This window comes from Streptomyces sp. NPDC006140 (assembly GCF_040628815.1).
Lineage (GTDB): Bacteria > Actinomycetota > Actinomycetes > Streptomycetales > Streptomycetaceae > Streptomyces.
This window is the reverse complement of record NZ_JBEXTS010000002.1, coordinates 99,973-123,567: the sequence shown is the minus strand read 5'-3', so window position 1 is coordinate 123,567 and position 23,595 is coordinate 99,973. Positions and strand designations below refer to the sequence as shown.

Here is a 23,595-nt window from a genome sequence, read left to right as displayed (position 1 = left end):
ACTTCCCAGAGTCTTTCCTCCGAGTTGCGGCCCCAGATGCAGCTCGATAAATCGCGCATAGTTCGCCCTCGTCGTGGGAGGGAGCCATCGCCCTGCTCCTGCACGCCCACTGCCGGCCCGAAGACACGCCTGTTCCTGAACCCGACCTCGACCGCACCGTCGAGGCAGCCGTCCAGCTCCTCGACCATCCCGATCCGCCGACCGCCGCCTTCCAGACCCGGACGGGCCTGTCAGCCCTGGAACTGGACCGCGCCGGACGCCATGTCGCCCGCGTACTCGACTCCTCGTCAGCGTTGCCCGACTCAACGCCTACGCCGCACGAGACGCACCGCACCACGCCGTCGCCGCGGCCGCCCTGGGCGACCGGGCGACAGACGCGCTGAACGCGGTGATCGCCGCGGCCGAACTGCTACAGGCCGAACCAGATCCCGGCTAGGAGAGGCGACCGGGATGGGCCCGCCGTGCTGCCCACGCTGTTCGGCAGTGTCGGCGTTTCGGCCATTACCTGCCCGCGGCCGCTCCAAGCCAGACCAGGGATCCCGCGCCCGCGGCGTTCCCTGACTCAGGAAATATCAGGCTCCCCAGCACGACCGAATGACGTGTGTTCGATATCGCAGCCAAGTCGTTAGAACTCACGACTCTGCCGCAGCGACCGTCCTAGGGGGAACGATGACCTCGGCCATCACGCAGGACCAGCCGCCGCAACCGCCAAGGGGGGCCGCGCCGGACGACGAACCGCAGGAGGCCGGTGTTCGAGAGGAGGAATACCTCTACCGCGATGAGTCCCGGCTCCAGGCCGGCTCCCTGCTGACCTCCCGCACCATGGCGCGGCGCCTGCCCGCGCTCGTACGGCGCTCGGTGCAGATGGCCTGGCGGGTGGACCGCGGTGCGACCACCGGGCTGCTGGTGTGCCAGCTCGCGACGGGCGTCCTCGCGGCTCTCGGCCTGCTGGCCGTCACGGGAACGATCACCGCGCTGATCTCCTCAGGGAACATCACCGAGCGGCTGTGGAATGCCGCTCCGCAGCTGGCTGTCATCGCCGCGGCCACCGGCCTGCGCGCGCTGCTGGGCATCACGGTCGTCTGGCTGACCGGCCGTCTGCGCCCGGTTCTCGGCCGGGCAGCGGAGCTGACGATGATCGAGGCCGCGCTCGGCGCCGAACTGGCCGCCAACAACAAGCCCGGCTACAACGACGCCTACGACATCGCCGACCGCGGCGCCCAGGTCACCCCCGACCTTGTGGAGGAAGCACAGGACGTACTCGCGGCGACCGCGACGCTCACGGCCGGCGCCGCCGTCCTGACCGTCCTGCACCCGCTGCTCCTTCCCCTTCTCTTCCTCGCGTGCTTGCCGCAGGCCGCCGCCTACGTCCGCTCCGCACGCGTGCTCTACCTCGCCGGTCTGGAGACCTCCGGGCGGCGCCGGATGCTGAGCAAGCTGCGCTGGCACATGGCCTACATGGAGTCCAGCGAGGAGATGCGCGCCTGCCTGGCCGGTCCCTTCCTGATCGGCCGGTACCGAAAGCTGGCCGCCTCGGTCAACGCGGCCGAACGCAAGGCCGCGAACACGGGCGCCTGGATGGGACTGGCCGGCGCTGTCGCCGGCGGGATCGCCTCGACCGCGGTGTGGGCGGCGCTGCTGTGGCTCCTGGCCTCCGGCCGCATGAGTCTGGCGGCCGGCGGCGGCGCCGTCTTCGCGCTTCAGACGGCCACCGGCTCGGTGCGCGGCATCATCAACGGCGGGGCCCGACTGGTACGCACCGGCTGGTACGTGCAGGACTGGCAGAACTTCCTCGACAACGCCCACGGCCAGGCCATGACCGACTCCCGCGGCACCGCCTCCCTGCCCGCGGCCCCGGAGCGCTTCGAGGTCCGCGATGTCACCTACCGCTACGACGGCGCCCCGGAGGACAGCCTGAGCAACGTCTCCCTCCACGTACGGCGCGGCGAGATCGTGGCACTGGTCGGGGAGAACGGCTCCGGCAAGACGACCCTCTCCCGCCTGCTGTGCGGCCTGCTCCTGCCCACCCAGGGCGACGTGGCCTGGGACCACGCCTCCACCGCGGACCTGGACCCGTGGGGGTCGTGGGAACACGTGGCGCTGGTGCCGCAGAAGTTCACCTACCTGCCGCTGACGATGCGCGACAACATCACGTTCGGGCAGGGCGACACCAGCGACGCGGCCGTGCTCGCCGCGTGCGAGGCGTCCGGTGCCGCCGAGATGCTGCCGGGCCTGCGCTCCGGCCTCAACACCCTCCTGACCAGTGAGTGGTTCGGCGGACAGCAGCTGTCCGGCGGGCAGTGGCAGCGCCTGGTCCTTACCCGCGCGTTCCACCGGCAGGCGGCACTGCTGGTGATGGATGAACCCACGGCCGCCCTCGACGCCCGCGCGGAGCACCGGATCTTCGCCGGCCTGCGGGAACTGGCCAAGGACCGCGCCATCCTGCTGATCACGCACCGGCTCACCAACGTGGCCGTCGCCGACCGGATCGTGGTCCTGGACCAAGGGCGGATCGTCCAGGAAGGCACATACGCCCAGCTCACCCAGCAGCCAGGTCTCTTCCGGACCCTGTGGGAGCTGCAGCGCCGGATGAGCGGCGACACCCCCTGATCACCCTCAGCCGTTCCGCGCTGCCCACTCGCCCGTCCACCGTCGCGAAAGGCAGAAGTACGTGCCCCCTCCCGTCTCCCCTTCGGATCACGTCAAACCGCGTGCCGCAGTACCGGCAGCGCGGTACGCCGCATCCCGGCATGCGGCGTGGCTCGGCGCCGCCGCGATCATCACCGACGATGTCGGCCGGGTCCTGCTGGTGCATCCCACCTACCGCAAGGACGACTCGTGGCTGCTGCCCGGAGGCGTCGTCGAACCCGGTGAACACCCACACGTCACGTGCCGGCGCGAGATCACCGAGGAACTCGGCCTGGATCTGCCCCTGTCGGCCGTGCTCGCGGTCCACTCCTTCTCCGCGCACCACCCCGATCTTCAGCCCGGCACCCTGTGCCCGGGAGAGGTCCGGTTCGTCTTCGACGGGGGAACCCTCACCCCCGACCAGGTGGAGTCGATCCGCCTGCCGCATGAGGAGCTGTCCGAGTACGCCTTCCTGGAGACCCGGGACGCGGTACAGCGGCTGCGGCCCGTGGACGGGCAGATCATGCTCGCCGCCTACCGTGCCCGGCTCGGGAACACCGCCACCGCTCACCTTGCCGACGGCCGGCACATCCTCGACGTTCCGGCGCTGGACCGGAACGACGTCCATGTCCGCTACCGGCCCTTGTGGGACAGCCCTCTCCACCGCGGTCCCGTCCCCGACCGGCTGCCCGTGCGGCAAGCCTGGGCGTGGTGCTTCGTGCCCGACGGCCGGGTCGTCGTGGTGGCCGACCCCGGCCCGCGGGGCGCGCTGCCGATGCTGCCCGGCGGCACCGTGGAGGACACCGATGCGACGCCCGAGGACACCCTGTACCGCGAAGCCGCCGAGGAAGCCCAGCTCACCCTGACCGATCCGGTGCGACTGGGCTGGGTGCTGGACGAGACCGGTGAGGTCTACGGCGGTGTGGGGCCCAACGCCCGGCTCCGTCTGGCCGCCCGGGTCACCGCCATCGGGCCGGCGGCCGTCGACCCCGCCACTGGCCACCCCTTCGCCCGCCTGCTCGCCACCCCGGCCCAGGCAGCCGCCCTGCTGGGCTGGGGCCCGCCCGGCGCGCGGCAAGCCCAGCTCGCGGTGGAGACGGCACACATGAGGTGGGACCTGCCCACCGCTCGCGCGGCCGCCATCGAGGAGATCCCGGCGGAGGGGATGCGGCTGTCCTGACCGACCGACCCGCCCCGTCTCGATTCGTCCCGCTCCACGCCCCTGTGAGGTAGCCCCATGCCGTTGTCGCACGACCACATCCGCACCACCGTCGAGACCTACCTCGCTCGCCACCCTCCCGAGCGCGAGCAGCTCGGCGCCCTCCTGGACGCCCTCGAACGTCCCACCGACATCGCCAGCCGCTTCACCTTCACCGGACACGTCACCTGCGGCGCGATCGTCGTCGACCCGCTCGGCCGCGTCCTGCACGTGCTGCACCTGGCCGGCGGGAGGGTCCTCACCCCCGGCGGACACACCGAGCCCGCCGACGAGTCCCTGACAGAGACAGCGCTGCGGGAGCTGCACGAGGAGACCGGGATCCCGCCCCAGGCGGTCACGCCGTGGCCCGGCTACGAGACGGTGCCGTTCGACATCGACATCCACGACATCGACGCCCACCCGGGCAAAGGCGAACCCGGCCACCAGCACTTCGACCTTCGCTTCCTCTTCCGCCTGCACACCGCCGCCGAGGCGCCGGTGGTACTGCGGGAAGAAGAGGTCGGCGGCATCGAATGGCGGTCCGTGGACAGAGTGACCTCCCCTTCCCTGCGCGAGAAGCTGCTCAGGCTCCCGCCGGAGACCGAACCGGATAAGGCCAACGCCTCCGCCCTGATCTACAACGACCGCGGCGAGTACCTGCTCCACCTGCGTGACTACTTCCCCGGCCGGATCTGGGAGCCGGGCATGTGGTCCCTGCTGGGCGGCGGCCGAGAGCCCCAGGACGCCACCCTGGAACACACCGTGCGGCGCGAACTGGCCGAGGAAGCCGGCCTTCACATCGCCGACCTGACCCCGTTCGGCACCGAATACGCCTCCGACGACGCCGGCGCGACCGTGTCCATCGGCATCTACGCCGGCCGCTGGAACGGCGACCCTCGCGAACTCCACCTGACGGAAGGGGTAATGCTGGCCTGGTTCGCCCCCGACGACCTCCACCGCCTGCGCATCGCGCCCTCCACCAGCGACCTCGTACGGCGCCACGCCGCCGGCCACCCCGTCGGCACCGCGCCGCAGAGCGGGCCCTCATCGCACGACGAGCGCCACCCAGCTTCGCCACACGGCACGGTCCTCAACGTCATCGGCGTCCACCTCCACCTGGAGCGGCCCGACGGGAAAGTGCTGCTCGGGCTGCGCCACCCCGACTCCACGTTCGCCCCATCCACTTGGCACGCCCTGGCCGGCCACTGCGAACAGGAGAACGCCGTCACCTGCCTGATCAGGGAGGCACGCGAGGAAGCCGGCCTGCACATCGAGCGCCAGGATGTCGAACTCGTCCACGTCGTCCACCACATCGACAAGGCCGGGGACCGGCCCCGCATGGGCCTGTTCTTCCGCGCCCGGACCTGGAGCGGCGAGCCCGAACTACGCGAGCCGGACAAGTGCACCCAGTGGAAATTCTGGGACCCCGCCGCGCTGCCCGACAACGTCGTCCCCTACACCCGCCAAGCCATCTCAAAGATCCAGAACGGGGAGCTGTACAGCGAGACGGGCTGGCCCGCGTGACCGGCACACCGAGCGGCGCCCGTCGTCTGTCCACTGCACCTACATGATCACGTCTCTGGTACGGGACCACCGCGGCGTCTCCAGCTGCCACTACGTGGACGTGCCGCTCGAAACGACGTTTGTCCGACACGCGTCGAAGGCGGACGCCGCGTACCTGGAGCAAATCACCGACAGCCACCGCGTCTCCTGGTACCGCGAACTGGATCTGCTGCCCGGCGGTCTGGAGACCGTGATCCCGGCCGACAGCACGCTGCAGGACACCGTCGCGCGAATCCTGGGCGAAACCGGCCTGGCCTGTGCCTCCCCCATCCCGCCACCGCAGTGCAAGCCGTCACAGGGAGACTCGATGAACCCTCTGGTGTTGATGTCCGATCCGCGGGTCGCCGCGATCCCGGTGCGCGAGTGCGGGGAGCCGCTCGTCGACGTGCGTGACCACAACTTCCGCGTCGATCCCCGCAAGCAAGATCTGCTGGGCGCCTTCGCCCACGTCCGCGAGGGCGTCCTCGCCCGGCTGCAGCACGCCCGCTCGCTCCTGCCCGCCGGCACCGACCTGCTGTTCATCGAGGGCTACCGGCCGCTGGCCCTACAGCGGCACTACTTCACCGCGTACCGGGACGAGCTGGCCACCGCTCACCCCGACTGGACAGCTGAGCAACTGCACCAGGCCGCCAGCCGGTACGTGTCACCACCGGAGATCGCGCCCCACTCCGCGGGCGCGGCCGTGGACGTAACCCTCACCGACCAGGACGGCCACGAACTCGACCTCGGCACCCGCGTCAACGCCTCCCCCGAGGAGAGCGACGGCGCCTGCTTCACCCACGCCCCGGGCCTCAGCGATCGCGCGCGATACCACCGCACGCTGCTGCTCAACGCCATGGAGAACGCAGGTTTCACCAACTATGCGACCGAGTTCTGGCACTTCTCGACAGCGGACCGGTACGACGCGCTGATGCGGCAGGAGCCGCACGCGCGCTACGGACCGATCCAACTGCCCTAGCGCCGGCAGCCTCGTCCACTTCCTCGCCACCCACGCCGATCCGGACACACAGGAGCGCGGGCACCGCACCCTGGCGCTCCTGCGATCCCAAGACCGGGACGGCTGGGATCGCCTGCTGGGTGTCGTCAGGCACGCGTGCCTCCGTTCGATGTGTTCCGTCCGTCGCAAGACGATCGAAGTGAGGGTGGCCACCCCGCAGAAGCGCGCCATCGCAGTCGGTGACACGGTCGTCTTCCACGACCGGGACACCGGACGGGAACTTGACATCATCGTGCAGCGGATCACCCCGTACCCCTCCTTCGAGGACCTGCTCAGCTCGGAGGACACGCGCGCATCGACCCGGACGGGCCGCCCGGACAGCTGCTCGCCAACCTCCGCAGCATCTACCCGCCGGCCAAGGAAGCCCTCGGCGTTCTCGCCCTCGCGTTCGACCACCGCCCCGCCCGGCCCGGCCGCCCCCTGCCGATGACGCCCACGCAGTACGCACAGACCGTCCCCCACCACACGGTGTACGGCTGCCTGTACATCCGCGACGAGCACGACCGGCCAGTCCAGCTCCGCTCGGTCTACGGCTCGGGACTCTGGCAGTTCCCGGGCGGCAACCTCGACGCCACGGGCGAGGACCCGCTGCAGACCGCCCGGCGCGAGGCAGTCGAGGAAACCGGCCTCGACCTCGCCCTGGACACGCCGAAGCTGCTCCTGACGCACTTCCTGCACGCCGGGCCACGCCAGCCGCTGAACAAGGTGGGGCTCATCTTCGACGGAGGGCAGCTGACCGCGACCCAGCTCTGCCGGATCCGCCTCGATCCCGCAGAGCACGACATGTGGGCCGTCCACGATCTCACGACCTGGCAGGAACTGATGGCACCGCGCGCCTTCGCCCGCCTCGACGCCACGCACACCTGACCCCCAACATCACCCACGAGGCAACCGTGCCCGCCGAGGACACCAACACCCGGGCCCGGCAGATCCACGGCCAGCGCCAACTGGCCCGCGCCCGCACGCCGCCCATCCCCGACAAGCTCGGCTGGACGCCCTGGGAAGGGATCGGACCGGGTGCAGCACATCGACAGGCGGGCCGCGACCGTCAGCCACGGCCTCGTGTTCGGGCAAATGGGCTGTGTCGATGAGCCGGGCGGCCCGCCATCCGTTCCTTCGTGCCCATACCGGTCAGACGGGGCGGATCCCGCGGTCCTCGAAGACCTCGCGCAGGACACCGACGGCATTGAGCGCGCGGGGGAATCCCGTGTACGGGACGGCCTGGATGACCGTCTCGATCACCTGCCGCGGTGAGAGCCCCACCCTGAGCGCGGCGTTGAAGTGCACCTTTTGCTGGGGTGCCGTGTCACCGAAGGCGATCAGTCCGCCCAGGGTGACAAGCTGCCGTTGCCGCAGGTCGAGCCCCGGTCGTGTGTAGATGTCTCCGAAGGGGAACTCGACGATGTACCGGCCGAGATCCGGCGCCACGTCGTTCAGCGACTCGATCACCTCGATGCCGTGCTCGCCGTCGACCTCCCGCAGTTTGTCCTCGCCCCGGGAATGACGGTCCCCGCCGGGCTCCACCTCGATCGGCTCGATGCGTACCCCTCGCTCCTCGAACACAGTGCGTGCGGCGGCCAGCGCGTTGAGCGTCCGCGGGAACCCCGCGAAGGGAACGAGGTGGATCAGCGCCTCCACCACCTGCGCCGCGTCCAGTCCGACATGCAGCGCCGCGCCGATGTGGAACCGCAACTGCGGGGCGGTGTCCCCGGCGGCGGTCAGTGCGCCGATGGTCACCAACTGCCGCTGCCTTACGTCGAGTCCTGGCCGTGCGTGCACATCCCCGTACGCGAACTCGACCACGAAGCGCCCCAGGTCCGGGGCGATGTCCTCCAGCGCCTCCACCGTGGCGAGGGCATCCTCGCCAGCAATTTCCTTCATACGGGCAGCGCCTCGCGCGTACCGCTTGGACGGTCCACGATCCGCACTGTCGGCCACCGCCACGCCCGGCCTCGTCAGGGTGGCCGCCATCGCGCTGGTCCCTGCAACAGCTCCGTACCGCAGGAGGTCCCGCCTGCCCCTGCCCGCCTCGTCCCCCCGCCGTGTGTCACGCCTGTCGTCCGATGTCCCCATCCCGTTCCTCCACCAGTCGCTCGTAGTGCGCGATCTTGTTGTCGATGGCGTCGAGGCTGCGCATGACGGCCTCATACCTCCTGCTGACCTGTGCCTGGTGTCTCCGTAACAGCTCCAGCCGCTCCCGCAGGGTGGCGTTTCCGTGCCGGCGCAGCTCCGCGAACGCCACCATCCCCTGGATGGACATCCCGGTCGTCCGCAGCCGCAGCAGAAACGCCATCCAGGCCAGATCCGCTGCCTGATAACGGCGCCGTCCGTCCGGCCCGCGCTCCACGCCGTCGATCAGCCCGATGCGTTCGTAGTAGCGGAGAGTGGAAGGGCTGAGCCCGGTCAGCTCGGACGTCTCGGCAATGGTCAGAGTCCCGTCGATCCGTTCGGTCGCCACACGACGACCGTACGAGTTGAAGCGCGCTTCAACGCAAGGGCAACCGTCGCAGCCAGGGGCGCGACGATCTCCGGACACCGCCCCCGCTCAGGGAAGGACCGCGGTGAGGCTGCGACGTACTCGCGGAGCCGGACGAGAGGCAGTTCCCTTCGGCGGCCACGGCTTCCGCCATGCCGCCGCTCATCTCGAACAGCGGCGTGCCGGCCGGAGCGTTTGCGGATTGAGCCGGTACAGCGCCGCCAGGGGCCGCCACACCGTCGCCCCCCCTCGTTCCGGTAGGCGGCGGGATCCTAGCTCTGCTGGAAGGCTTCCTCGCCGACAACGGCGGCTGGGAGAAGTACCACGTTCTGACCTGGGAGGCCGAGCTGCCTGCTCCCACGGAGGGGCGTACGGACCGGGCGATAGTGCGCGCGATGTTCGTTCCGCACCGTCATTTGGGCATCAGACACCGCAATGATCATGAAGGCCGCGCCTGCTCTGCTTTGCGCCCAAACCGGTCGTTACCCGACCAGCCGTACGACCCGGAAACTTGCAACTGCCCTGGGGTATCGGTCTCGTCTATGCGCGGCATCGGCAATCTCCTATTCCCCAACACCTGACCAGCGGCGATAGTTGTACACGGAACCGCGGGGGACCTACAACGAGTCGTCCGCGCGTTCCACCGACCGGAACGGTGCACTGTTCCGGCTTGCCCAGGAAGCTGGACCTACCCCCCACGCAACGATGGCGCGAGTCCCGATGTCGCGGGATCTTCGTGTTGTCGGAAGGAGTCCGGAGATGAACGGAATATGCAAGTGACAGCAAAGATCATGACCGGCAAGGCGCTTGCGGTCGGAATACTCGGATTGGCCGCACTGCTGGGTTCGGCGGGCGGCGCCAGCGCCGATGACTATGGCTACCGCGTCAAGACGGTAACGGGTTATGGCGTCGGTCAGACTGAAGCCAAGGCGTACGATGCAGCCCGTGCAGATGCGTTCAAGAAATGCCCCGGCGGGGGGATTACGGACCTGCATCGAGTGAGCGGAGGCAACACCGGCTACCTCAGCTATGGCGTATACGTCCAAGCCACATGTCATTACCTGAAATAACATAGCGTTCTGGTCCGCCGCTGCCCAGAACGACGACGTCACATCGGGCTGCAGTCGCAACGGGATGCGAGGGCGGCTGCCGGGGCAGGGCTCACGTGCAGGTGGCGCGGTGCTCCGAGCCCCCCACTGACTGGCACTGATCGGATACGCCCAGACCCTGGCGTATTTTGCGCCGGGGTCTGGGGGCGGTTTCTAGGGGTCGTCGCAACACGTGGTCGTGTTGGTCAGGCGGCGAGCAGTTTGTGCAGGCGCTCGGCTGGGGTTTCCCAGTCGAGCGTTTTGCGTGGGCGTCCGTTGAGTTCGGCGGCGACGGCGGTCAGGTGTTCGGGGCTGTGGGTGGAGAGATCGGTGCCCTTGGGGAAGTACTGCCGTATCAGGCGGTTGGTGTTCTCGTTGGAGCCGGGGCGGTGCCCGGCCGCTGGGAAGGTGACCTGATCATCGGCAAGGACAGTGCTTCCGCCGTCGGCACCCTTCGGCCCTCTGCCTAGGCGGGCCGTTCGCTGATCATGACCATGGGACACGGGCGAGCTCTCGGCGCAGTTCCCCCGCGGCCCTGGAGGTAGAGGGCCTGGTCGATCGTCTCGTGGGTCACGCGCATCTCCGGTCGGCCGGGGGACTGGGCCCGTAGAGCCTGGCAGATCTGTTCCGGGCTCCACAGGGGCGCCGCCCGGCGACGGATTTACGGGCGTGGTTCGCGAGTCGCTTCTGTCACCCGGTCGAGCAGGGCCTTCAGTTGGGCGGCGTCGTCCGCGCCCAGGATGTCCGTGACCTTCCGCTCGATCTGGGTGATCACGGTGTCGGCCGCACGAAGCGCATCGCGGCCCGTGTCCGTGAGGTGGAGTTCTTGGACGTGACGGTGGCGTGGGTGGGCGTGGCGCTCCACTTGGCCCTTGCTCTCCAGGCGGGCGACCAGGGACGCCACCGCCTGGGGGGGTGACGGTCAGACGGCGGGCCAGCTCCGCTCCGGTCAGACGTGGCCGGTGTGGGAGGCCATCGCCGAACGCGACCTGGTCGTCTTCATGCATCCGCACGGGGTCAAGGACCCCTGGTACCTCGACTACGGGCTGTGGAACTCCATCGGCCAGACGGTCGAGGAGGCACGCGCCCTGTCTTCGATGATCTACGAGGGCCTGCTCGACCACCTGCCCACCCTGAAGATCGTCGTCTCCCACGGCGGCGGTTACCTGCCCCACTACTGCGGCCGCCTCGACCGCAACGTCCACAACATGCCTCACAGCGCCCGCAACATCACCCGACTGCCGAGCGAGTACCTGCGCGACCTGTACTACGACACCTGCGTGTACGACCCCGAGGTGCTCACGGCGCTCGTCGGCCGCGTCGGGGCCAACCGGATCGTCCTGGGCAGCGACTACCCGGTAGGCGACCCGGACCCGGTCGGCTTCATCGAACGCTGCCCGGGCCTCACGCCCGAACAGGCCACCACCATCAAGAGCTCGACCGCAACGCGACTGCTGGGCCTCGCTGACCAGGAGAGGTCGAGGCTGCCGAACCCCGACTCTTAATAATGGATCCCATTTTCATATAGAGTCATGGACCCACCCACGAGGAGGTCGCCCCATGACGGAACACGCCGTGCGCCTGGGCACCGTCCAGGAAACGCTCCTGATCCCCCTGTACGGCCGGGCGGTGGAGAACCGCAAGCCGGAACCCGCCCTGCGCGACCCTAGGGCGGAGGAGATCGTCGCATCGATCGACTACGACTTCAGCCGCTTCGACAACCAGCCCAGCCTCTTCGGCTCGGTCCTGCGCACGAGCCTGTTCGACCACTGGATCACGGACTTCCTCACCGCCCATCCCACCGGGACCGTGGTGGAGATCGGCACCGGCCTCAACACTCGCTTCGAACGCGTCGACAACGGCCGCGCCCGATGGTTCGACCTGGACCTGCCCGACGTCATCGACCTGCGGCGGTCCTTCTTCAGCGACGCCCCGCGCAGGACGATGGTGGCCGGCTCGGTGACGGACGAGGCATGGGCCGACGCGGTCTCCGGGACGGACGGCCCGTACTTCTTCGCCGCGGAAGCCGTACTGCCCTACCTGGAGGAGGCGGAGGTCCGGGGTGTCGTCGACCTGATCTCCGAGCGTTTCCCCGGCTCGCTGCTCGCCCTGGACAGCAACGGCCCCTGGGTCGTCGACAACCAGGACCAGCACGACGTGCTCAGCAAGGTCGAAGCGCGGTTCCGGTGGGCCTGTGCGGATCCGGCCGATATCAGCACGTGGCGGCCGGGGGCGCGGGTCCTCGCCTCGCACACGCTCGACGCGCTGCCGTCCCGGATGTTCGAGGCGTTGCCGGGCACCTGCCGGCAGATGATCACCGACCTTGCCGGGCGGAACCTGCCGCACGTCAAGGCCTACCGGCTCACCCTCGTCCAGCTGCCGTGACCGGCGGGCGTCGGTCACGGGGCCGCGTGCCGTGGGCCGGCGGCGTCAAGGCGACGTGACGGCCAGGACGCGGTTGAGTGCGCTGTCGGGGCGGGCGGTGAGTTCGTCCCAGGTTCCCTCCTCGGCGATACGGCCGGCTTCGAGGACGGCGACGCGGTCGGCGCGGCGGATGGTGGCGGGGCGGTGGGCGATGACGATCGTGGTGCGGTGCCCCTCGCCGAGCGCGGTGGCGAGTTGAGCGTCCGAGGCGTTGTCCAGGTGGGCGGTGGTCTCGTCGAGCACGAGGACCCTGGGCTCGGCCAGCAGGGCGCGGGCCAGGGCGACGCGGGCGCGCTGACCGCCGGAGAGGGTGGCGCCGCGCTCGCCGACGAGGGTGTCCAGGGGGGCGATCCGGTCGACGCCGCACAACCGGGCTGTCGCGGCCAGCAGTTGCTCCTCCGCACCGGGTGCGCTGAGGAGCAGATTGTCGGCGAGGGTTCCGTGGAAGAGGTGGGTGTCCTGACCGACCACGGCGACGGCGCCGCGGAGCTGGGCGTCGGTCAGGTCGCGCAGGTCGACGGGGTCCTCGCCGTCGGGCACCAGCTGGACGGCTCCCGCGGAGGGGTCCCAGAAGCGGGCCAGCAGGTGTGCGCAGGTCGACTTGCCGGCCCCCGAGGCACCGACCAGGGCGAGAGTCCGCCCCGCCGGAACCGTCAGATCGACGCCGTCCAGCACGGGCCGGCCGCCGTAGCCGAAGCTCACCCGGTGCAGCCGGACGCCCAGTGGGCCCGCGGGAAGCGGGCGGGGTGAGGCGGGCGGCGGGGCGAGCGCGGGGGCTTTCAGGGCCGCGTCGACGCGGGCGGCCGCGGCGCGCAGACCCACGGCCTGGCTCAGGGCCCGGGCCGACTCGGCGACCGGGCCGAGCACCGACAGGGCCAGTGCCATCGCCGCCGGGGCCCACGCGCCGTGCAGCCGCCCGGAGGTCACGGACTGGGCCGCGGTGGCCACCACGCCGAGGACCGCGAGGACGATGAGGGCGTCCCGGACGGCGGCGGCCATGGCTTCCCAGGTCGCCTCGGCCCGCTGGGCCTCGCCCACCGTCCGGCCCTGTTCGGCGAGACGGGCGCGCCGCTCGGCGAGCCCGCCGAAGGCGAGCAGCTCGCGCAGCCCGTCGACGGTTTCCACGGTGTCCGCCGAGAGTTTCGCCGAGGACGCCCGGGTGCGGGCTCCCCGCACCGCACGTCCGCGCGCATCGGCGAAGGGCGCCGCGGCGAGCAGCGCGGCGACCGGCAGCATCGCCATCAGCAGCCACGGCTCCACCGTGGCCAGTGCCGTGACTCCACCGGTGAACACCACGCCGGACGCGAGGAGTTGGGCTGTGGTGTGGGCGTAGAAGAACTCCAGGGCCTCGACGTCGGCCATCGCGGTGGCGGCGAGGTCTCCGCTGCGCTTGCCGGCCACCCGGGCGGGTGCGCTGCGGGCGAGCCCGTCGAAGATCCGCACGCGCAGTTCGGCCAGCACCCGGTAGGCCAGGTCGTGCGAGAGGTCCATCTCGCGCCAGGTCATCAGGGCGCGGACGAGGACCAGGACGACGAGAGCGGTGACCGTACCGGCCGAGGGGGCCCGGCCCTCGATGACGGCGGTGCCCACGGTGTGCGCGGCCAGCGTCAACAGGGTGACCAGCGAGCCCTGTTCGACGAGGGCGGCGGCACAGGTGCGGGTCATCATGGCGCGGTGCCCGGCGAGGGCGGGCAGCAGGGCGCGCAGTGAGCCGCGTGCGGGCACGGCGGACAGCTCGGCCGTGGTGCTGTCGGTGGTGCTGCTCATGCGGCGAGCCCTTCTTCGTGAGTGCGGCCCGCCTTGACGAGGTCGGCGTAGACGCCCCCGGCCTCGACGAGGGTGGCGTGATCGCCGATGGCGTCCACGCGCCCGCCGTCCAGCACCACGATGCGGTCGGCGTGCCGCACGGCGGCGAGCCGGTGGGCGACCAGCAGGACGGTGCGGCCGCCCGCGGCGTCGAGCAGTTCGCGGACGATGCCGGCCTCCCGGCGTTCGTCGACGGCGCTGGTGGCCTCGTCGAGCACGAGGACCGGAGCGTCGGCCAGCAGGGCGCGCGCGAGGGCGAGCCGCTGGCGCTGGCCGCCGGACAGGGTGGCGCCGCGTTCGCCGAGGACGGTGGCGTAGCCGTCGGGGAGGGCGGCGATCTCGTCGTGGATGCCGGCGGTGCGCGCCGCCCGTACGAGCTCGTCGTCCGTGGCGGCCGGCCGGGCGAGGCGCAGGTTGTCGGCGATGGTGGCGTGGAAGAGGTACGTCTCCTGGGAGACGACGGCGATGCTCCGGCGCAGCGAGTCGAGGGCGTACTCGGTCACGGCACGGCCGCCGATGAGGATCCGGCCCTGCTGCGGGTCGCGGTGCCGCAGGAGCAGGGCGAGCAGCGTGGACTTGCCGGCGCCCGACGGGCCGACGACGGCCGTGGTGCGCCCTGCCTCGGCGGTGAAGGTGACCTGGCGCACGGCGGGCGCCTGCGCGCCCTCGTAGGTGAACTCCACGTTGTCGAAGCGCAGTTCGGGCGGGGCGGGCCGGCGCGCCGGTGCTGTTCCCGTGTCGGGGACCGCCGGTTCGGCCGTGCGCAGCGCCGAGAGCCCGTCCGCGGCCGACACGCCCAGGTACCCGGCGTGCCACTCGCGGGACAGGTCGCGCACGGGCCGGAAGCACTCGGAGGCCAGGAGCAGCACCAGATAGGTGCCCGTCGCCGTGGTGGATCCGGTGACGGCCGACCAGCAGCCGAGCAGCGCGGCGGCCACGACGCCGCCCTGGATGGCCAGATCGGTCAGGCCGGTGTCGACGAGCGACACGCGGAGCTTGGCGACGGTCGCCCGGTGCAGGGCCGCGGAACGCTGCTGGAGCCGTTCCCGGGCGCGCCCGACGGCGCCAGCCGCCCGGAGGGCGGGCATGCCCTGCAGGGCCTCCAGGTAGTCGGCGCCGAGAGCTTCGTAGGTGTCCCAGTGCTCCTTGCCGCGCTTGGCGAGGAGCCGGTCCCAGACGCGCGGCCCGGCGAGGGCGAGCAGCAGGGCGGGGACGAGGCCGAGGAGTGCGCGCGGTTCGACGACGGCGAGGGCGGCGAGCAGCAGGGGCGGCACGGTGAGGGTGATGAGGAGCTGGGGCAGGTAGCGGGAGACGTAGGCGTCGACGCCCTCCACCCCGTCGACGAGTGTGGTGCGGACGGCCCCGGCGCGCGCGGTGGTCAGGTGTGCGGGTCCGAGCCGTCCGAGGTGGACGAGGAGTTCGTCCCTGAGGCGCACCCTGGCCTGTGCGCCGGCACGGGTGGCGGTACGTCGCTGCCAGGTGCCGAGCAGGGCCCGGGCGGCGACGACTCCGAGCACGGCTCCGAGGAGCAGGGGGAGCCGGTCCGTGTCGCCCCGGGCCAGGCCGGCGAGGGCGACGGCGAGCAGCGCGGCCTGCGCGAGGTGGGTGAGGGTGACGGCCCCCTGCAGGGCGGCGGCGGCCAGCAGAGGCCGCCGGGCGTGGCCGGCGGCGCGGCGCAGCTCGGGGTGGATGATCACGGGTCCTCTCCTCGGGGTGGTCGCAGGGGCTCTCGACGAGCGCGTGGGAGCGGGCGGCCGGGGGGCGGGTGTCAGACGCCCTCGGTGAGAGGGTGGTCCGGGTAACACACCGGCCAGCCGCCCTCGGGGTCCTGGCCCACCCGGCCCGCCACCTTGAGGACGTCCGCCAGCAGTCCGGGCGTGACCACCTCCTTCGGCGCCCCGTCGGCCACCACGCGGCCGTCCCGCAGCGCCACGATCCGCTCGGCGAACCGGGCGGCGTGCGCCAGGTCGTGCAGCACCATCACGACGGTGAGACCGCGCTCCTCACGCAGCCGCACCACGGTCTGGAGCACATCGAGCTGGTGATGCAGGTCCAGGTAGGTGGTCGGCTCGTCGAGCAGCAGGACGCGGGTGTCCTGGGCGAGTGCCATCGCGAGCCGGACCCGCTGCCGTTCGCCCCCGGACAGCGCGTCGACGTCACGCTCGGCCCAGTCCTCCACGCCGACATCGCGCAGGGCCCGCCGCACCACGGGGTCGTCGCCCTCGCGCAGCATGCCGAGCGGGCCCCGGGCCGCGTACCGCCCCTGCCGTACGAGCTGCCGTACGGTCATGCCGGGGACGGCCGGGGCCGACTGGTGCAGCAGCGCGACACGCCGGGCGGTGGCGCGCCGGGAGAGCCCGGCGAGGTCGTCCCCGCCGAGCAGGACGCTTCCCTCGTCGGGCCGGAGCAGCCCGGCCGCCAGCCGCAGCAGGGTCGACTTGCCGCAGCCGTTGAGGCCGATGAGGGCGGTCAACTGGCCCGGCTCGACGGTCATGTCGACGCCGCGCAGCACGGGCCGGCCGGGGTATCCGAAGCGAACCCCCTCGACGCGGATCCCCACGGGCTCGGTCATGTTCCCCTCCGTCGACATCAGAACGTACGGCTCGGCGCGCGGCGCACGACGACCATCAGCAGCGCTGCTCCGAGGCAGGTCGTGAGTGCCCCGACCGGCAGGGTGAGCCGCCCGAAGTCCAGGGCGGCCGCCAGCAGCCGTGACAGCAGTTGCGCCGCCGCGTCCGACCCGCACACCACGGCCGCCCCGACCAGGGCGGAACCGGGCAGCGACACCCGCAGGTCCGCGCCGAACACGGCCACGGCGACATGCGGCACGAGCAGTCCGACGAACCCCAGCGCCCCCACGGCGGCCACCGCTCCCGCCGTCAGCGCCACCGCGCACAGCAGGGCGAGGGACCGGGCCCGTCCGGTGGCCAGCCCCGCGGCGGCGGCGAGTTCGTCCCCGCAGCGCAACAGCGTCAGGGGCCCGGCGAGCAGCCATGCCGCGGCCCCCCAGGCCAGCGCCCAGGGCCACAGCAGGTGCCAGTGCTGCCACACCCTGCCCTCCGTCGTGCCGACGAGCCACTGCACGACGCTGCCCAGCTCGCCCGGCGCGACCAGCAGCACCATGGCGGTCAGCCCGCCGAGCACCGCCGATACGAGGACCCCGTGCAAAGCGGTCTGTTCCGGGTCGCCCCGGCCGCGTCCCGCGAGCAGCCACAGCAGGGCGGCCCCGGTGCAGCCCCCCGCGCACGCGGCGACGACCACCGCGAGGGGAGATTCCCAGCCGGCGAGGCCGAGGCCGGTCGCGGTGACGGCTCCGAGCACCGCGCCCGGCGTCACACCCGTGACCTCGGGTCCGGCCAGGGGGTTGCGCAGAGCCGACTGCAGGACCAGGCCCGCGACTCCCAGGCACGCTCCCGCACCGAGGGCCACCAGCAGCCGGGGCAGCCGGAGTTGGAACACGATGTGCCGTTCCGTCGCGTCGCCGCCTCCGCCGAGCACGTCCGCGACCCCGGCCGGGGACACGCCCCGCCCCGCCAGCAGTTCGGCGCAGGCGCACACGACGACGAGTGCGACGAGCGCCCAGAAGCGCCGGTTCATCGGGCCTCCCCCGCTTCGGCCGCCCAGCCGGGTTCGCCGCCCGGCTCCTGCCGGTGGCCATGCCCGGCGGTCTCCGGGGAGGGTTCCGTACCGCGCGGGCCCGGCGGTGCGAGGGACACGGCAGCGGAGCCGGCCGCCCGTCGCGGAGCAGTCGGTCTCCGGCGGCCCGACCGGAGCAGGGCGACACCGGCCGGCACACCGAGCAGGGCCGTCCAGGCGCCGACCGGTGTCTCGACGGGCGCCAGGGCCAGCCGGGCCGGGACGTCGGCGACGACCACCACGACCGCACCCCACGCCGCCGACCACGGCAGCCAACCCACCGCGCTCGCCGCCGGGTTGAGCCGTCGGGCCAGGTGCGGGGCGAGGAACCCGACCCAGGCCACCGGCCCGCACACGGCCGTCACGGGCGCGATCAGCACGATGGCGATGGCCAGCGCCGCCACCCGTGCCCGCTGCGCCCGGACGCCCAGCGCCTCGGCGTCCTCGTCCCCCAGCCGCAGCACCGAGAGCACCGGCGCGCACAGCACGAGCGCGGGTACCGCGACGAGCAGCCAGGGCCACAGCCCGGTGACGTCGTCCCAGGTGCGGGCGGAGAGGGAGCCGAGCAAGTAGCGGTAGATCAGCTGAAGGTCGAGCTGGTCGGCCATCACCATGAGCACGAGCAGCGCGGCCTGCAACGCGGCCGCGACCGCGGCACCGGTGAGCAGCACGGCGGACGGGCTGCGCCCCAGCCCGGCCGCGAGCAGCGTGAGTCCGCCGCCGAGCACGGCCCCGCCGATCGCCAGCAGCGGCTGGACGGCGGCGGGGATGGACACCGCCAGCACCAGCGGTGCGGCGACCCCGAACGCGGCTCCCGACGACACCCCCAGCATCTCGGGGATGGCCAGGGGATTGCGCAGCGCCTCCTGCAGCACGAGCCCCGCGGCACCCAGGCAGGCCCCGGCGGCCAGCGCCAGCACCAGCCGGGGCAGGCGAAGTTCGGTGACGACGATCCCGGCGAGGGTGGAGTCGGCATCCCGCAGTGCGCCGGGCAGCCGGTACAGCGGCACATAGGGCGTGCCCAGGCTCAGCGCGCAGCCGGACGCGACGGCCACCAGGGAGACCAGCAAGGGCAGTTGCCACGGCACAGCCCTGCGCCCCCGCGTGGTCACGTCGCCCGCTGCGGCCTCGGTCGCAGGGGGCGCGGTCACCGCAGCGCGGCCGTGGCCTCGTCGAGGACGATCCCCAGCGAGCGGGTGCCGCGGCCCTTGGCCCACACCTCGGAGTTCACCTCGTGGACGTCCCCGTTCTGCACGGCCGGGATCTTCCCCCACAGCGGGTTCCGGGCCAGCTTCTCCGACAGCTTGCCGTCCGCCTCGCCGAAACTGATCGTCTCGGAGAAGATCACGTCGACGTCGGCCGCGAGGATCTCCTCGAGGCTGTAACTTCCCTCCACGCCCCGCGACTTCCAGGGGTAGTCGGCCAGCTTGGGGAACAGGCTGGCGGCCACGTCCGTCTCCGGGGTGGCGACGCCGAAGTTCTCGTCGCTGCCGTAGATGACGATCGCGGTCTTGTCGCTCCTGGCCCGCTCTGCCTCGGCGAGCTTGGTGCGGAAGGTCTTCTCGGCCTTCTCGCCTTCGGCGGTACGGCCGGTGAGCGCAGCGGCGTCGCGCAGGTAACCCACGCTGTCCTGCCAGGTCTCCGGCTGCATGGGCCAGAAGGTCGTCGCGCCCTTCAGCGCCGGGGCGAGCTTTCCGTGGGTGTCCTCGAGGCCGATCACGAGATCGGGCTTGTGGGAGAGGATCGCCTCCACCTCGGGGGCGATGAAACCGCCGGGGATGACGTCGACCTCCTTCGCCTTCTCCTCGCCCAGGAAGCCGGGGTGGGCCAGGAGCGCGTTGTTCGTGGCCGTGGGGACGATGCCCAGTTCGGTCAGGATGTCGTCGCAGAGCGCGAAGAGGCAGACGATGCGCTCCGGTTCCTTCCGCAGCGAGATCCTGACGCCGTTCGTGTCCGTCAGCTCCCGCGTGGCCTCGATGGGTTCGACGGTGACGTCGGTCCTGGGCCCGGCCCCGGCAGCGCGCTGCTCGCTCGCGGGTTCGGCGGACGCGCCGCATCCGGCCAGGACCGAGCCCACTACCGCTGCGGCGACGCAGCTTCGGACGAATCTCGACGGTGCGCGCAGCATCGTTCCCTCGCTTCTTCCTTGACGGTCCCCGGACCCCAAACATACCTGATAATCATTTTCACTTGGCCCGTTTTTTACGGGGCCGATGGTCCGGTTCGCGCAGCGGTGGGGCACCCGCTGCGCGGCACACGGCAAGGTCGTCCGACTCGGGCTGGTGCGGATCAGTGCCCCGCGACCACGCCGGACAGTTCGTTCGTGCTCTTCGGCAGCGTCACCGACGTGATCTTCTCGCCCGCCTCGATGTCGACGGCGTGCAGCTTGCGCTTGCCCGGCTCGGAGACGTACGCGGTGTGGTCGCGGACGAAGAGGGTGGGCCGGGCCTGCTGCCAGTCCAGCGGCTCCTGCCACTTGTCCACGACGGGGATCTTCTTCTCCACCTTGCCCGTTTCCGGGTCGATGACGTGGAGGGTGCCGTTCGTGCCGAGGACGAGTGCCTCACCGTGGGGTCCGCGGCCGAGCGAGCGGAAGGAGTAGCTGGTGCCCAGGTCGACCAGGCGCAGCTTCCCGGTCTCGGTGTCGATGAGCGAGATGCGGGTCGGCCGCTCCAGCTCGGCCTCCGGGTCGGTCTTGTAGTCGCCCAGGAGGATCGGCGAGGCGTCGCTGCCCCGCTGGTTGCCGATGCGGCCGTAGTCGTCCGGGGCGTCCACCTTGGTGAACTCGCCGTCCTTGTAGATGAGGACGCCGTCCTCGCAGCCGACGGCGACGGCCTCGCCCTTGGCCGCGGCCTCCCCGTGCACGCCGGGGCAGTTCTCGTTGCGCTTGATCTCCTTGTTGTCCTTGTCCAGGACGAGGGCGCCGGTGCGCTTCTCCTCGGTGCCCAGGGTGCTGAGGAGTTCGCCGTTGCTCAGTTCGATGGCGACGCCGTGGTGCGGGTCGGCGGAGGTGTAGGTGCGCCCCTCCGGCTTCTTGCCGCCCGCGAGGTCGTCGGGGTCGAACACGTTCACTTCGCCGGTACCGTCGGTGAAGAGCACCGTCTTGCCGGCGTGCTGGACGACGTGCCCGGGCTTGGCGCCCTTGTACTCGACGCCGGTGAAGGTCTGCTCGGCGGCGTTCAGGACGCGGAAGCCGGCGTCGGTGGAGACGATGACGTGGGAGTCGTCGCCGGCGGGGTTGAGCCGGTTGAAGCCGGGCAGCTCGATCGTGGCGGCCGTCTTCAGGCTCTCGCCGTCGAGGACGTACAGGCCGCCGTCGAACGTGGCGACCAGCGGGTCCTTGACCGCCACGGCCTTGGTGCCCGGCGTGTTCTTGGCCTGTGCGCCGGACGAGGAGGTGTCGTCCCCTCCGCAGGCGGTCAGGACCGCGGAGGCCGCCAGGGCGAGGGCCGTGCCCGTGAAGGCTCTGTTGCGTATCGACTTGTTCACCGGTGTGATCCTTTCTGGGCCGCGCGGGCGCGGCGTGGGGTGCGGTGCTGGTGTTCAGGGGGTGAGGGACGGTCTCAGGCGCCGGTCAGGCCGTCGGTCATGGCGGTGGTGTTGGCGCGCATCATCTGCAGGTAGGTGCCGGCGCCCTTGCCCTGCTCGGTCAGCGATTCCGAGTAGAGCTCCACGACGCGCACCTGGCCGCCCAGTTCCGTGCGCAGGACCTCGGCCAGCCGCTTGGGCTGGGAGGAGTCGGCGAAGACGGTGCGCACTCCCGCCTCGCGCATGGCCCGGGTGAGCGAGCGCAGGTCGGAGGAGCTGGGCGAGGCCAGCGTCGTACCGCTCGGGATCACCGCGCCGATCACCCGGAAGCCGAAGCGTTCGGCGAGGTAGCCGAAGACGTGGTGGTTGGTCACCAACGCCCGCCGCTCTTCGGGGATGCGGTCGAAGGACTTCTCCATCCAGGCGGTGAGGTCGGCGAGTTGACCGTCGTAGCGGTCGGCGTTGGCGCGGATCGTCTTCTCGTCCACGCCGTCCACGTGCGCGACGACCTGATCGGCGATCTGGCCGGCGGCCTTGCGTACGCGGTCGGGGTCGGTCCAGAAGTGCGGGTCGGGCTGTCCGGCCTCCTCCTCGGGGCCTCCGTCGTCGTGCGCCTGGAAGGTGAGCGGGTCCGCCGCCTTGCCGGCCTCGAAGGTGGGCACGCCGGACTCGCGGGCGGCCTCCACGTGCCGCAGTACGTTCTCCTCCAGGCCCAGCCCGTTGAAGACCACGAGGTCCGCGCGCTCCAGTTCGGCGGCCTGTACGGCCGACAGACCGAAGGAGTGCGGGTCGGCGTTGGGTTTCATCAGCACGGTGACGTCGGCCTGGTCGCCGACGACCTCGCGGGTGATGTCGCCGAGGATGTTGGTCGTCACCACGACCCGGGGCCGGTCGTCGCTGTCCGTGCAGGCGGTCGCCGCACCGGCCGGGACGAGGGCGAGCAGGGCGAGGAGGAGGCCGCGCAGGCGCCGCGGCCGTCGGGGCTGTCTCGTCATCGTCCGGTCTCCACCATCAGGGCCGGCACGATGTCCAGGTCGAAGGTGCGCGCGACGCGCAGGTTGTCGTTGTAGTCGATCTCGTACACGCGTTTCCCCTCGGGGTCGTTGAGGTAGGCGCGGCTGCGATCGACCTCGATGACCGGTCCCGTCTTCCCGTCGGTGCCGGCGTCCAGGTCGCCCCTCACGAGCGGCTTCGTCTCGGAGACCCGCTTGCCGGTGGTGATGTCGTAGCCGTGGAGCGATCCGTCGGTCTCCAGGACGATCAGGACGGAGCCCTCGCCCGCGGTGTTGGCGGAGACCACGGGGCCGGTGTTCACCCGCGTCCACGTGCGCTCGGTGACGTCCAGGACCCATACGGCCCGCTCACCGGCAGGTGCCGTGAGCGTGTCGCTGCCGGGCCGGTGGCGGAAGGCCGTGGCGCGTTGCCCCGCGGGTACGTCGTCGCCGTACGGGATCTTCTCGGCGGTGAACGTGCCGTCGTCCTCACGGACGAGGAGGGCGCCGTCGGCGCAGCCGAGGACGGCTCCGCGCCGGGTGACGGCGTCTCCCCGCGGGGCCTCACACCGCGCGTCCGGCGACGCGACGCGCCTGCCCTCGCGGTCGTACACCACGAGCTTCGCGGAGCCCTTCCCGTCGTCCGTGAGGCCGAGCAGGTGCTCCGCGTACGGCACGACGGCTTCCGCGTGGGTTCCGGGAAGCGTGCGGGGGGAGCCGACCTCGCCCTTCTCCAGTTCGGCCCGGCGATAGGCCCTGGTCCGGCCGTCCGCGTCGGTCACCGCGGTCACGGCGGCGTCGCTGCGCACGCGCGCACCCGGGCCTCCGGGCAGCCGGCCCACGTCACGGATCCGCGCGCGGTAGTAGTGCACGTGGTCGCCGTGGTCCACCATCCAGGCGCCGCTGTCGAGGACGTGCGTGCCGCGCGTGGTCTGGAAGTAGCCGAACCGGCCGTCCGTGGTGAGGTGCGTGGTGCCCGTCGTCCGGGACACCTCGTGCAGCTTTCCGGTGATGAGGTCCAGGACGCGGGAGTCTCCGCTCCGCGGGTCGTTGAGGACCAGCCGGGACTGCTGCTCGGCCCTCTCCTGCGCCCCTTCGACGTATCCGTGCGGAGCGGCGGACGTGGGAGTCGCCCCCGGGGCGGACGGGGCGGCGTCCTGCCCGGCGCAGCCGGTGGCGAGCAGTGCGACGGTCACGAACGCGGCCGGCGCCCAGGGAGTGCGGTTTCTGCGGACGAACAAGGGGATCGCCTCGGGTTT

20 protein-coding genes and 1 pseudogene are annotated in these 23,595 nt (G+C 71.6%); 8 read left to right on the top strand and 13 right to left on the bottom strand.

The genetic code is table 11. The features are described from left to right. Positions 1 to 669 precede the first annotated feature (669 nt). From ABZ386_RS05770 to ABZ386_RS05750, 5 genes are all read left to right on the top strand, one after another. Positions 670 to 2,610 (top strand): ABC transporter ATP-binding protein, encoded by a 1,941-nt coding sequence (locus ABZ386_RS05770; protein WP_351344767.1) that lies wholly within the window; start codon positions 670 to 672, stop codon positions 2,608 to 2,610. A gap of 61 nt (positions 2,611 to 2,671) precedes the next feature. Continuing rightward, entirely contained in the window at positions 2,672 to 3,808 is a 1,137-nt protein-coding gene (locus tag ABZ386_RS05765; RefSeq protein ID WP_358963791.1) for an NUDIX hydrolase, read from the top strand. Between the two features lie 57 nt (positions 3,809 to 3,865). Then, entirely contained in the window at positions 3,866 to 5,350 is a 1,485-nt protein-coding gene (locus ABZ386_RS05760) for an NUDIX domain-containing protein (RefSeq protein ID WP_358963788.1), read from the top strand. A 43-nt stretch (positions 5,351 to 5,393) separates the two neighbouring features. After that, positions 5,394 to 6,347: a M15 family metallopeptidase gene (locus ABZ386_RS05755; protein WP_358963785.1), complete on the top strand. Its 954-nt coding sequence runs from the start codon at positions 5,394 to 5,396 to the stop codon at positions 6,345 to 6,347. A gap of 465 nt (positions 6,348 to 6,812) precedes the next feature. Then, a complete protein-coding gene (locus tag ABZ386_RS05750; protein WP_358963783.1) occupies positions 6,813 to 7,253 on the top strand; it encodes an NUDIX hydrolase in 441 nt (146 codons plus the stop codon). 264 nt (positions 7,254 to 7,517) lie between these two features. Here ABZ386_RS05750 and ABZ386_RS05745 read toward each other — a convergent pair whose 3' ends face one another. Together ABZ386_RS05745 and ABZ386_RS05740 are read right to left on the bottom strand one after the other, a co-directional pair. Further along, on the bottom strand, positions 7,518 to 8,267 hold the full coding sequence (locus ABZ386_RS05745; RefSeq protein ID WP_351344782.1) for a carboxymuconolactone decarboxylase family protein: 750 nt from the start codon (positions 8,265 to 8,267) through the stop codon (positions 7,518 to 7,520). A gap of 166 nt (positions 8,268 to 8,433) precedes the next feature. Continuing rightward, positions 8,434 to 8,844 carry a MerR family transcriptional regulator gene (locus tag ABZ386_RS05740; RefSeq protein WP_351344785.1) on the bottom strand — a complete coding sequence of 137 codons (411 nt, stop codon included), beginning with the start codon at positions 8,842 to 8,844 and terminating at the stop codon, positions 8,434 to 8,436. A 794-nt stretch (positions 8,845 to 9,638) separates the two neighbouring features. On the opposite strand from ABZ386_RS05740, the gene ABZ386_RS05735 reads away from it, so the two are divergent. Continuing rightward, a complete protein-coding gene (locus tag ABZ386_RS05735) occupies positions 9,639 to 9,932 on the top strand; it encodes a hypothetical protein (protein WP_351344788.1) in 294 nt (97 codons plus the stop codon). 224 nt (positions 9,933 to 10,156) lie between these two features. Here ABZ386_RS05735 and ABZ386_RS05730 read toward each other — a convergent pair. Both ABZ386_RS05730 and ABZ386_RS05725 read right to left on the bottom strand, forming a co-directional pair. Further along, positions 10,157 to 10,330: pseudogene (locus tag ABZ386_RS05730) on the bottom strand (IS30 family transposase); the annotation flags it as partial. A 281-nt stretch (positions 10,331 to 10,611) separates the two neighbouring features. Further along, the gene (locus ABZ386_RS05725; protein WP_351344791.1) at positions 10,612 to 10,854 is read right to left on the bottom strand and encodes a MarR family winged helix-turn-helix transcriptional regulator; all 243 of its coding nucleotides are present in this window, start codon (positions 10,852 to 10,854) and stop codon (positions 10,612 to 10,614) included. Between the two features lie 58 nt (positions 10,855 to 10,912). On the opposite strand from ABZ386_RS05725, the gene ABZ386_RS05720 reads away from it, so the two are divergent. Both ABZ386_RS05720 and ABZ386_RS05715 read left to right on the top strand, forming a co-directional pair. Next, positions 10,913 to 11,455 carry an amidohydrolase family protein gene (locus ABZ386_RS05720; RefSeq protein ID WP_358963781.1) on the top strand — a complete coding sequence of 181 codons (543 nt, stop codon included), beginning with the start codon at positions 10,913 to 10,915 and terminating at the stop codon, positions 11,453 to 11,455. 55 nt (positions 11,456 to 11,510) lie between these two features. Further along, a complete protein-coding gene (locus ABZ386_RS05715; RefSeq protein ID WP_351344797.1) occupies positions 11,511 to 12,335 on the top strand; it encodes a class I SAM-dependent methyltransferase in 825 nt (274 codons plus the stop codon). Between the two features lie 45 nt (positions 12,336 to 12,380). Here ABZ386_RS05715 and ABZ386_RS05710 read toward each other — a convergent pair whose 3' ends face one another. The 9 genes from ABZ386_RS05710 to ABZ386_RS05670 form a co-directional block, all read right to left on the bottom strand. Next, the gene (locus tag ABZ386_RS05710; protein ID WP_358963778.1) at positions 12,381 to 14,141 is read right to left on the bottom strand and encodes an ABC transporter ATP-binding protein; all 1,761 of its coding nucleotides are present in this window, start codon (positions 14,139 to 14,141) and stop codon (positions 12,381 to 12,383) included. After that, positions 14,138 to 15,877: an ABC transporter ATP-binding protein gene (locus ABZ386_RS05705; RefSeq protein ID WP_358963776.1), complete on the bottom strand. Its 1,740-nt coding sequence runs from the start codon at positions 15,875 to 15,877 to the stop codon at positions 14,138 to 14,140. The genes ABZ386_RS05710 and ABZ386_RS05705 overlap by 4 nt, the downstream gene beginning before the upstream one ends. Before the next feature lie 71 nt (positions 15,878 to 15,948). Then, positions 15,949 to 16,752, bottom strand: a complete 804-nt coding sequence (locus ABZ386_RS05700) for an ABC transporter ATP-binding protein (RefSeq protein ID WP_114250745.1) — start codon at positions 16,750 to 16,752, stop codon at positions 15,949 to 15,951. Positions 16,753 to 16,769: 17 nt separating this feature from the next. After that, positions 16,770 to 17,777, bottom strand: a complete 1,008-nt coding sequence (locus ABZ386_RS05695; protein WP_351344806.1) for an iron ABC transporter permease — start codon at positions 17,775 to 17,777, stop codon at positions 16,770 to 16,772. Beyond that, on the bottom strand, positions 17,774 to 18,871 hold the full coding sequence (locus ABZ386_RS05690) for an iron ABC transporter permease (RefSeq protein ID WP_356500849.1): 1,098 nt from the start codon (positions 18,869 to 18,871) through the stop codon (positions 17,774 to 17,776). The genes ABZ386_RS05695 and ABZ386_RS05690 overlap by 4 nt, the downstream gene beginning before the upstream one ends. 92 nt (positions 18,872 to 18,963) lie before the next feature. Further along, the gene (locus ABZ386_RS05685; protein WP_358963774.1) at positions 18,964 to 19,944 is read right to left on the bottom strand and encodes an ABC transporter substrate-binding protein; all 981 of its coding nucleotides are present in this window, start codon (positions 19,942 to 19,944) and stop codon (positions 18,964 to 18,966) included. Between the two features lie 161 nt (positions 19,945 to 20,105). After that, the gene (gene aztD / locus ABZ386_RS05680) at positions 20,106 to 21,305 is read right to left on the bottom strand and encodes a zinc metallochaperone AztD (protein WP_358963771.1); all 1,200 of its coding nucleotides are present in this window, start codon (positions 21,303 to 21,305) and stop codon (positions 20,106 to 20,108) included. 74 nt (positions 21,306 to 21,379) lie between these two features. After that, entirely contained in the window at positions 21,380 to 22,339 is a 960-nt protein-coding gene (gene aztC / locus ABZ386_RS05675; protein WP_358963769.1) for a zinc ABC transporter substrate-binding protein AztC, read from the bottom strand. After that, positions 22,336 to 23,577: a hypothetical protein gene (locus tag ABZ386_RS05670; protein WP_358963766.1), complete on the bottom strand. Its 1,242-nt coding sequence runs from the start codon at positions 23,575 to 23,577 to the stop codon at positions 22,336 to 22,338. Before ABZ386_RS05670 ends, aztC begins: the two co-directional genes overlap by 4 nt. Between the last annotated feature and the right edge of the window lie 18 nt (positions 23,578 to 23,595).

Coding starts and splice junctions, on each gene's coding strand:
- ABZ386_RS05770 (WP_351344767.1), top strand. CDS start 670: ATGACCTCGGCCATCACGCAGGACCAGCCGCCGCAACCGCCAAGGGGG.
- ABZ386_RS05760 (WP_358963788.1), top strand. CDS start 3,866: ATGCCGTTGTCGCACGACCACATCCGCACCACCGTCGAGACCTACCTC.
- ABZ386_RS05755 (WP_358963785.1), top strand. CDS start 5,394: ATGATCACGTCTCTGGTACGGGACCACCGCGGCGTCTCCAGCTGCCAC.
- ABZ386_RS05750 (WP_358963783.1), top strand. CDS start 6,813: ATGACGCCCACGCAGTACGCACAGACCGTCCCCCACCACACGGTGTAC.
- ABZ386_RS05745 (WP_351344782.1), bottom strand. CDS start 8,267: ATGAAGGAAATTGCTGGCGAGGATGCCCTCGCCACGGTGGAGGCGCTG.
- ABZ386_RS05715 (WP_351344797.1), top strand. CDS start 11,511: ATGACGGAACACGCCGTGCGCCTGGGCACCGTCCAGGAAACGCTCCTG.
- ABZ386_RS05710 (WP_358963778.1), bottom strand. CDS start 14,141: ATGAGCAGCACCACCGACAGCACCACGGCCGAGCTGTCCGCCGTGCCC.
- ABZ386_RS05700 (WP_114250745.1), bottom strand. CDS start 16,752: ATGACCGAGCCCGTGGGGATCCGCGTCGAGGGGGTTCGCTTCGGATAC.
- ABZ386_RS05695 (WP_351344806.1), bottom strand. CDS start 17,777: ATGAACCGGCGCTTCTGGGCGCTCGTCGCACTCGTCGTCGTGTGCGCC.
- ABZ386_RS05685 (WP_358963774.1), bottom strand. CDS start 19,944: ATGCTGCGCGCACCGTCGAGATTCGTCCGAAGCTGCGTCGCCGCAGCG.
- aztC (WP_358963769.1), bottom strand. CDS start 22,339: ATGACGAGACAGCCCCGACGGCCGCGGCGCCTGCGCGGCCTCCTCCTC.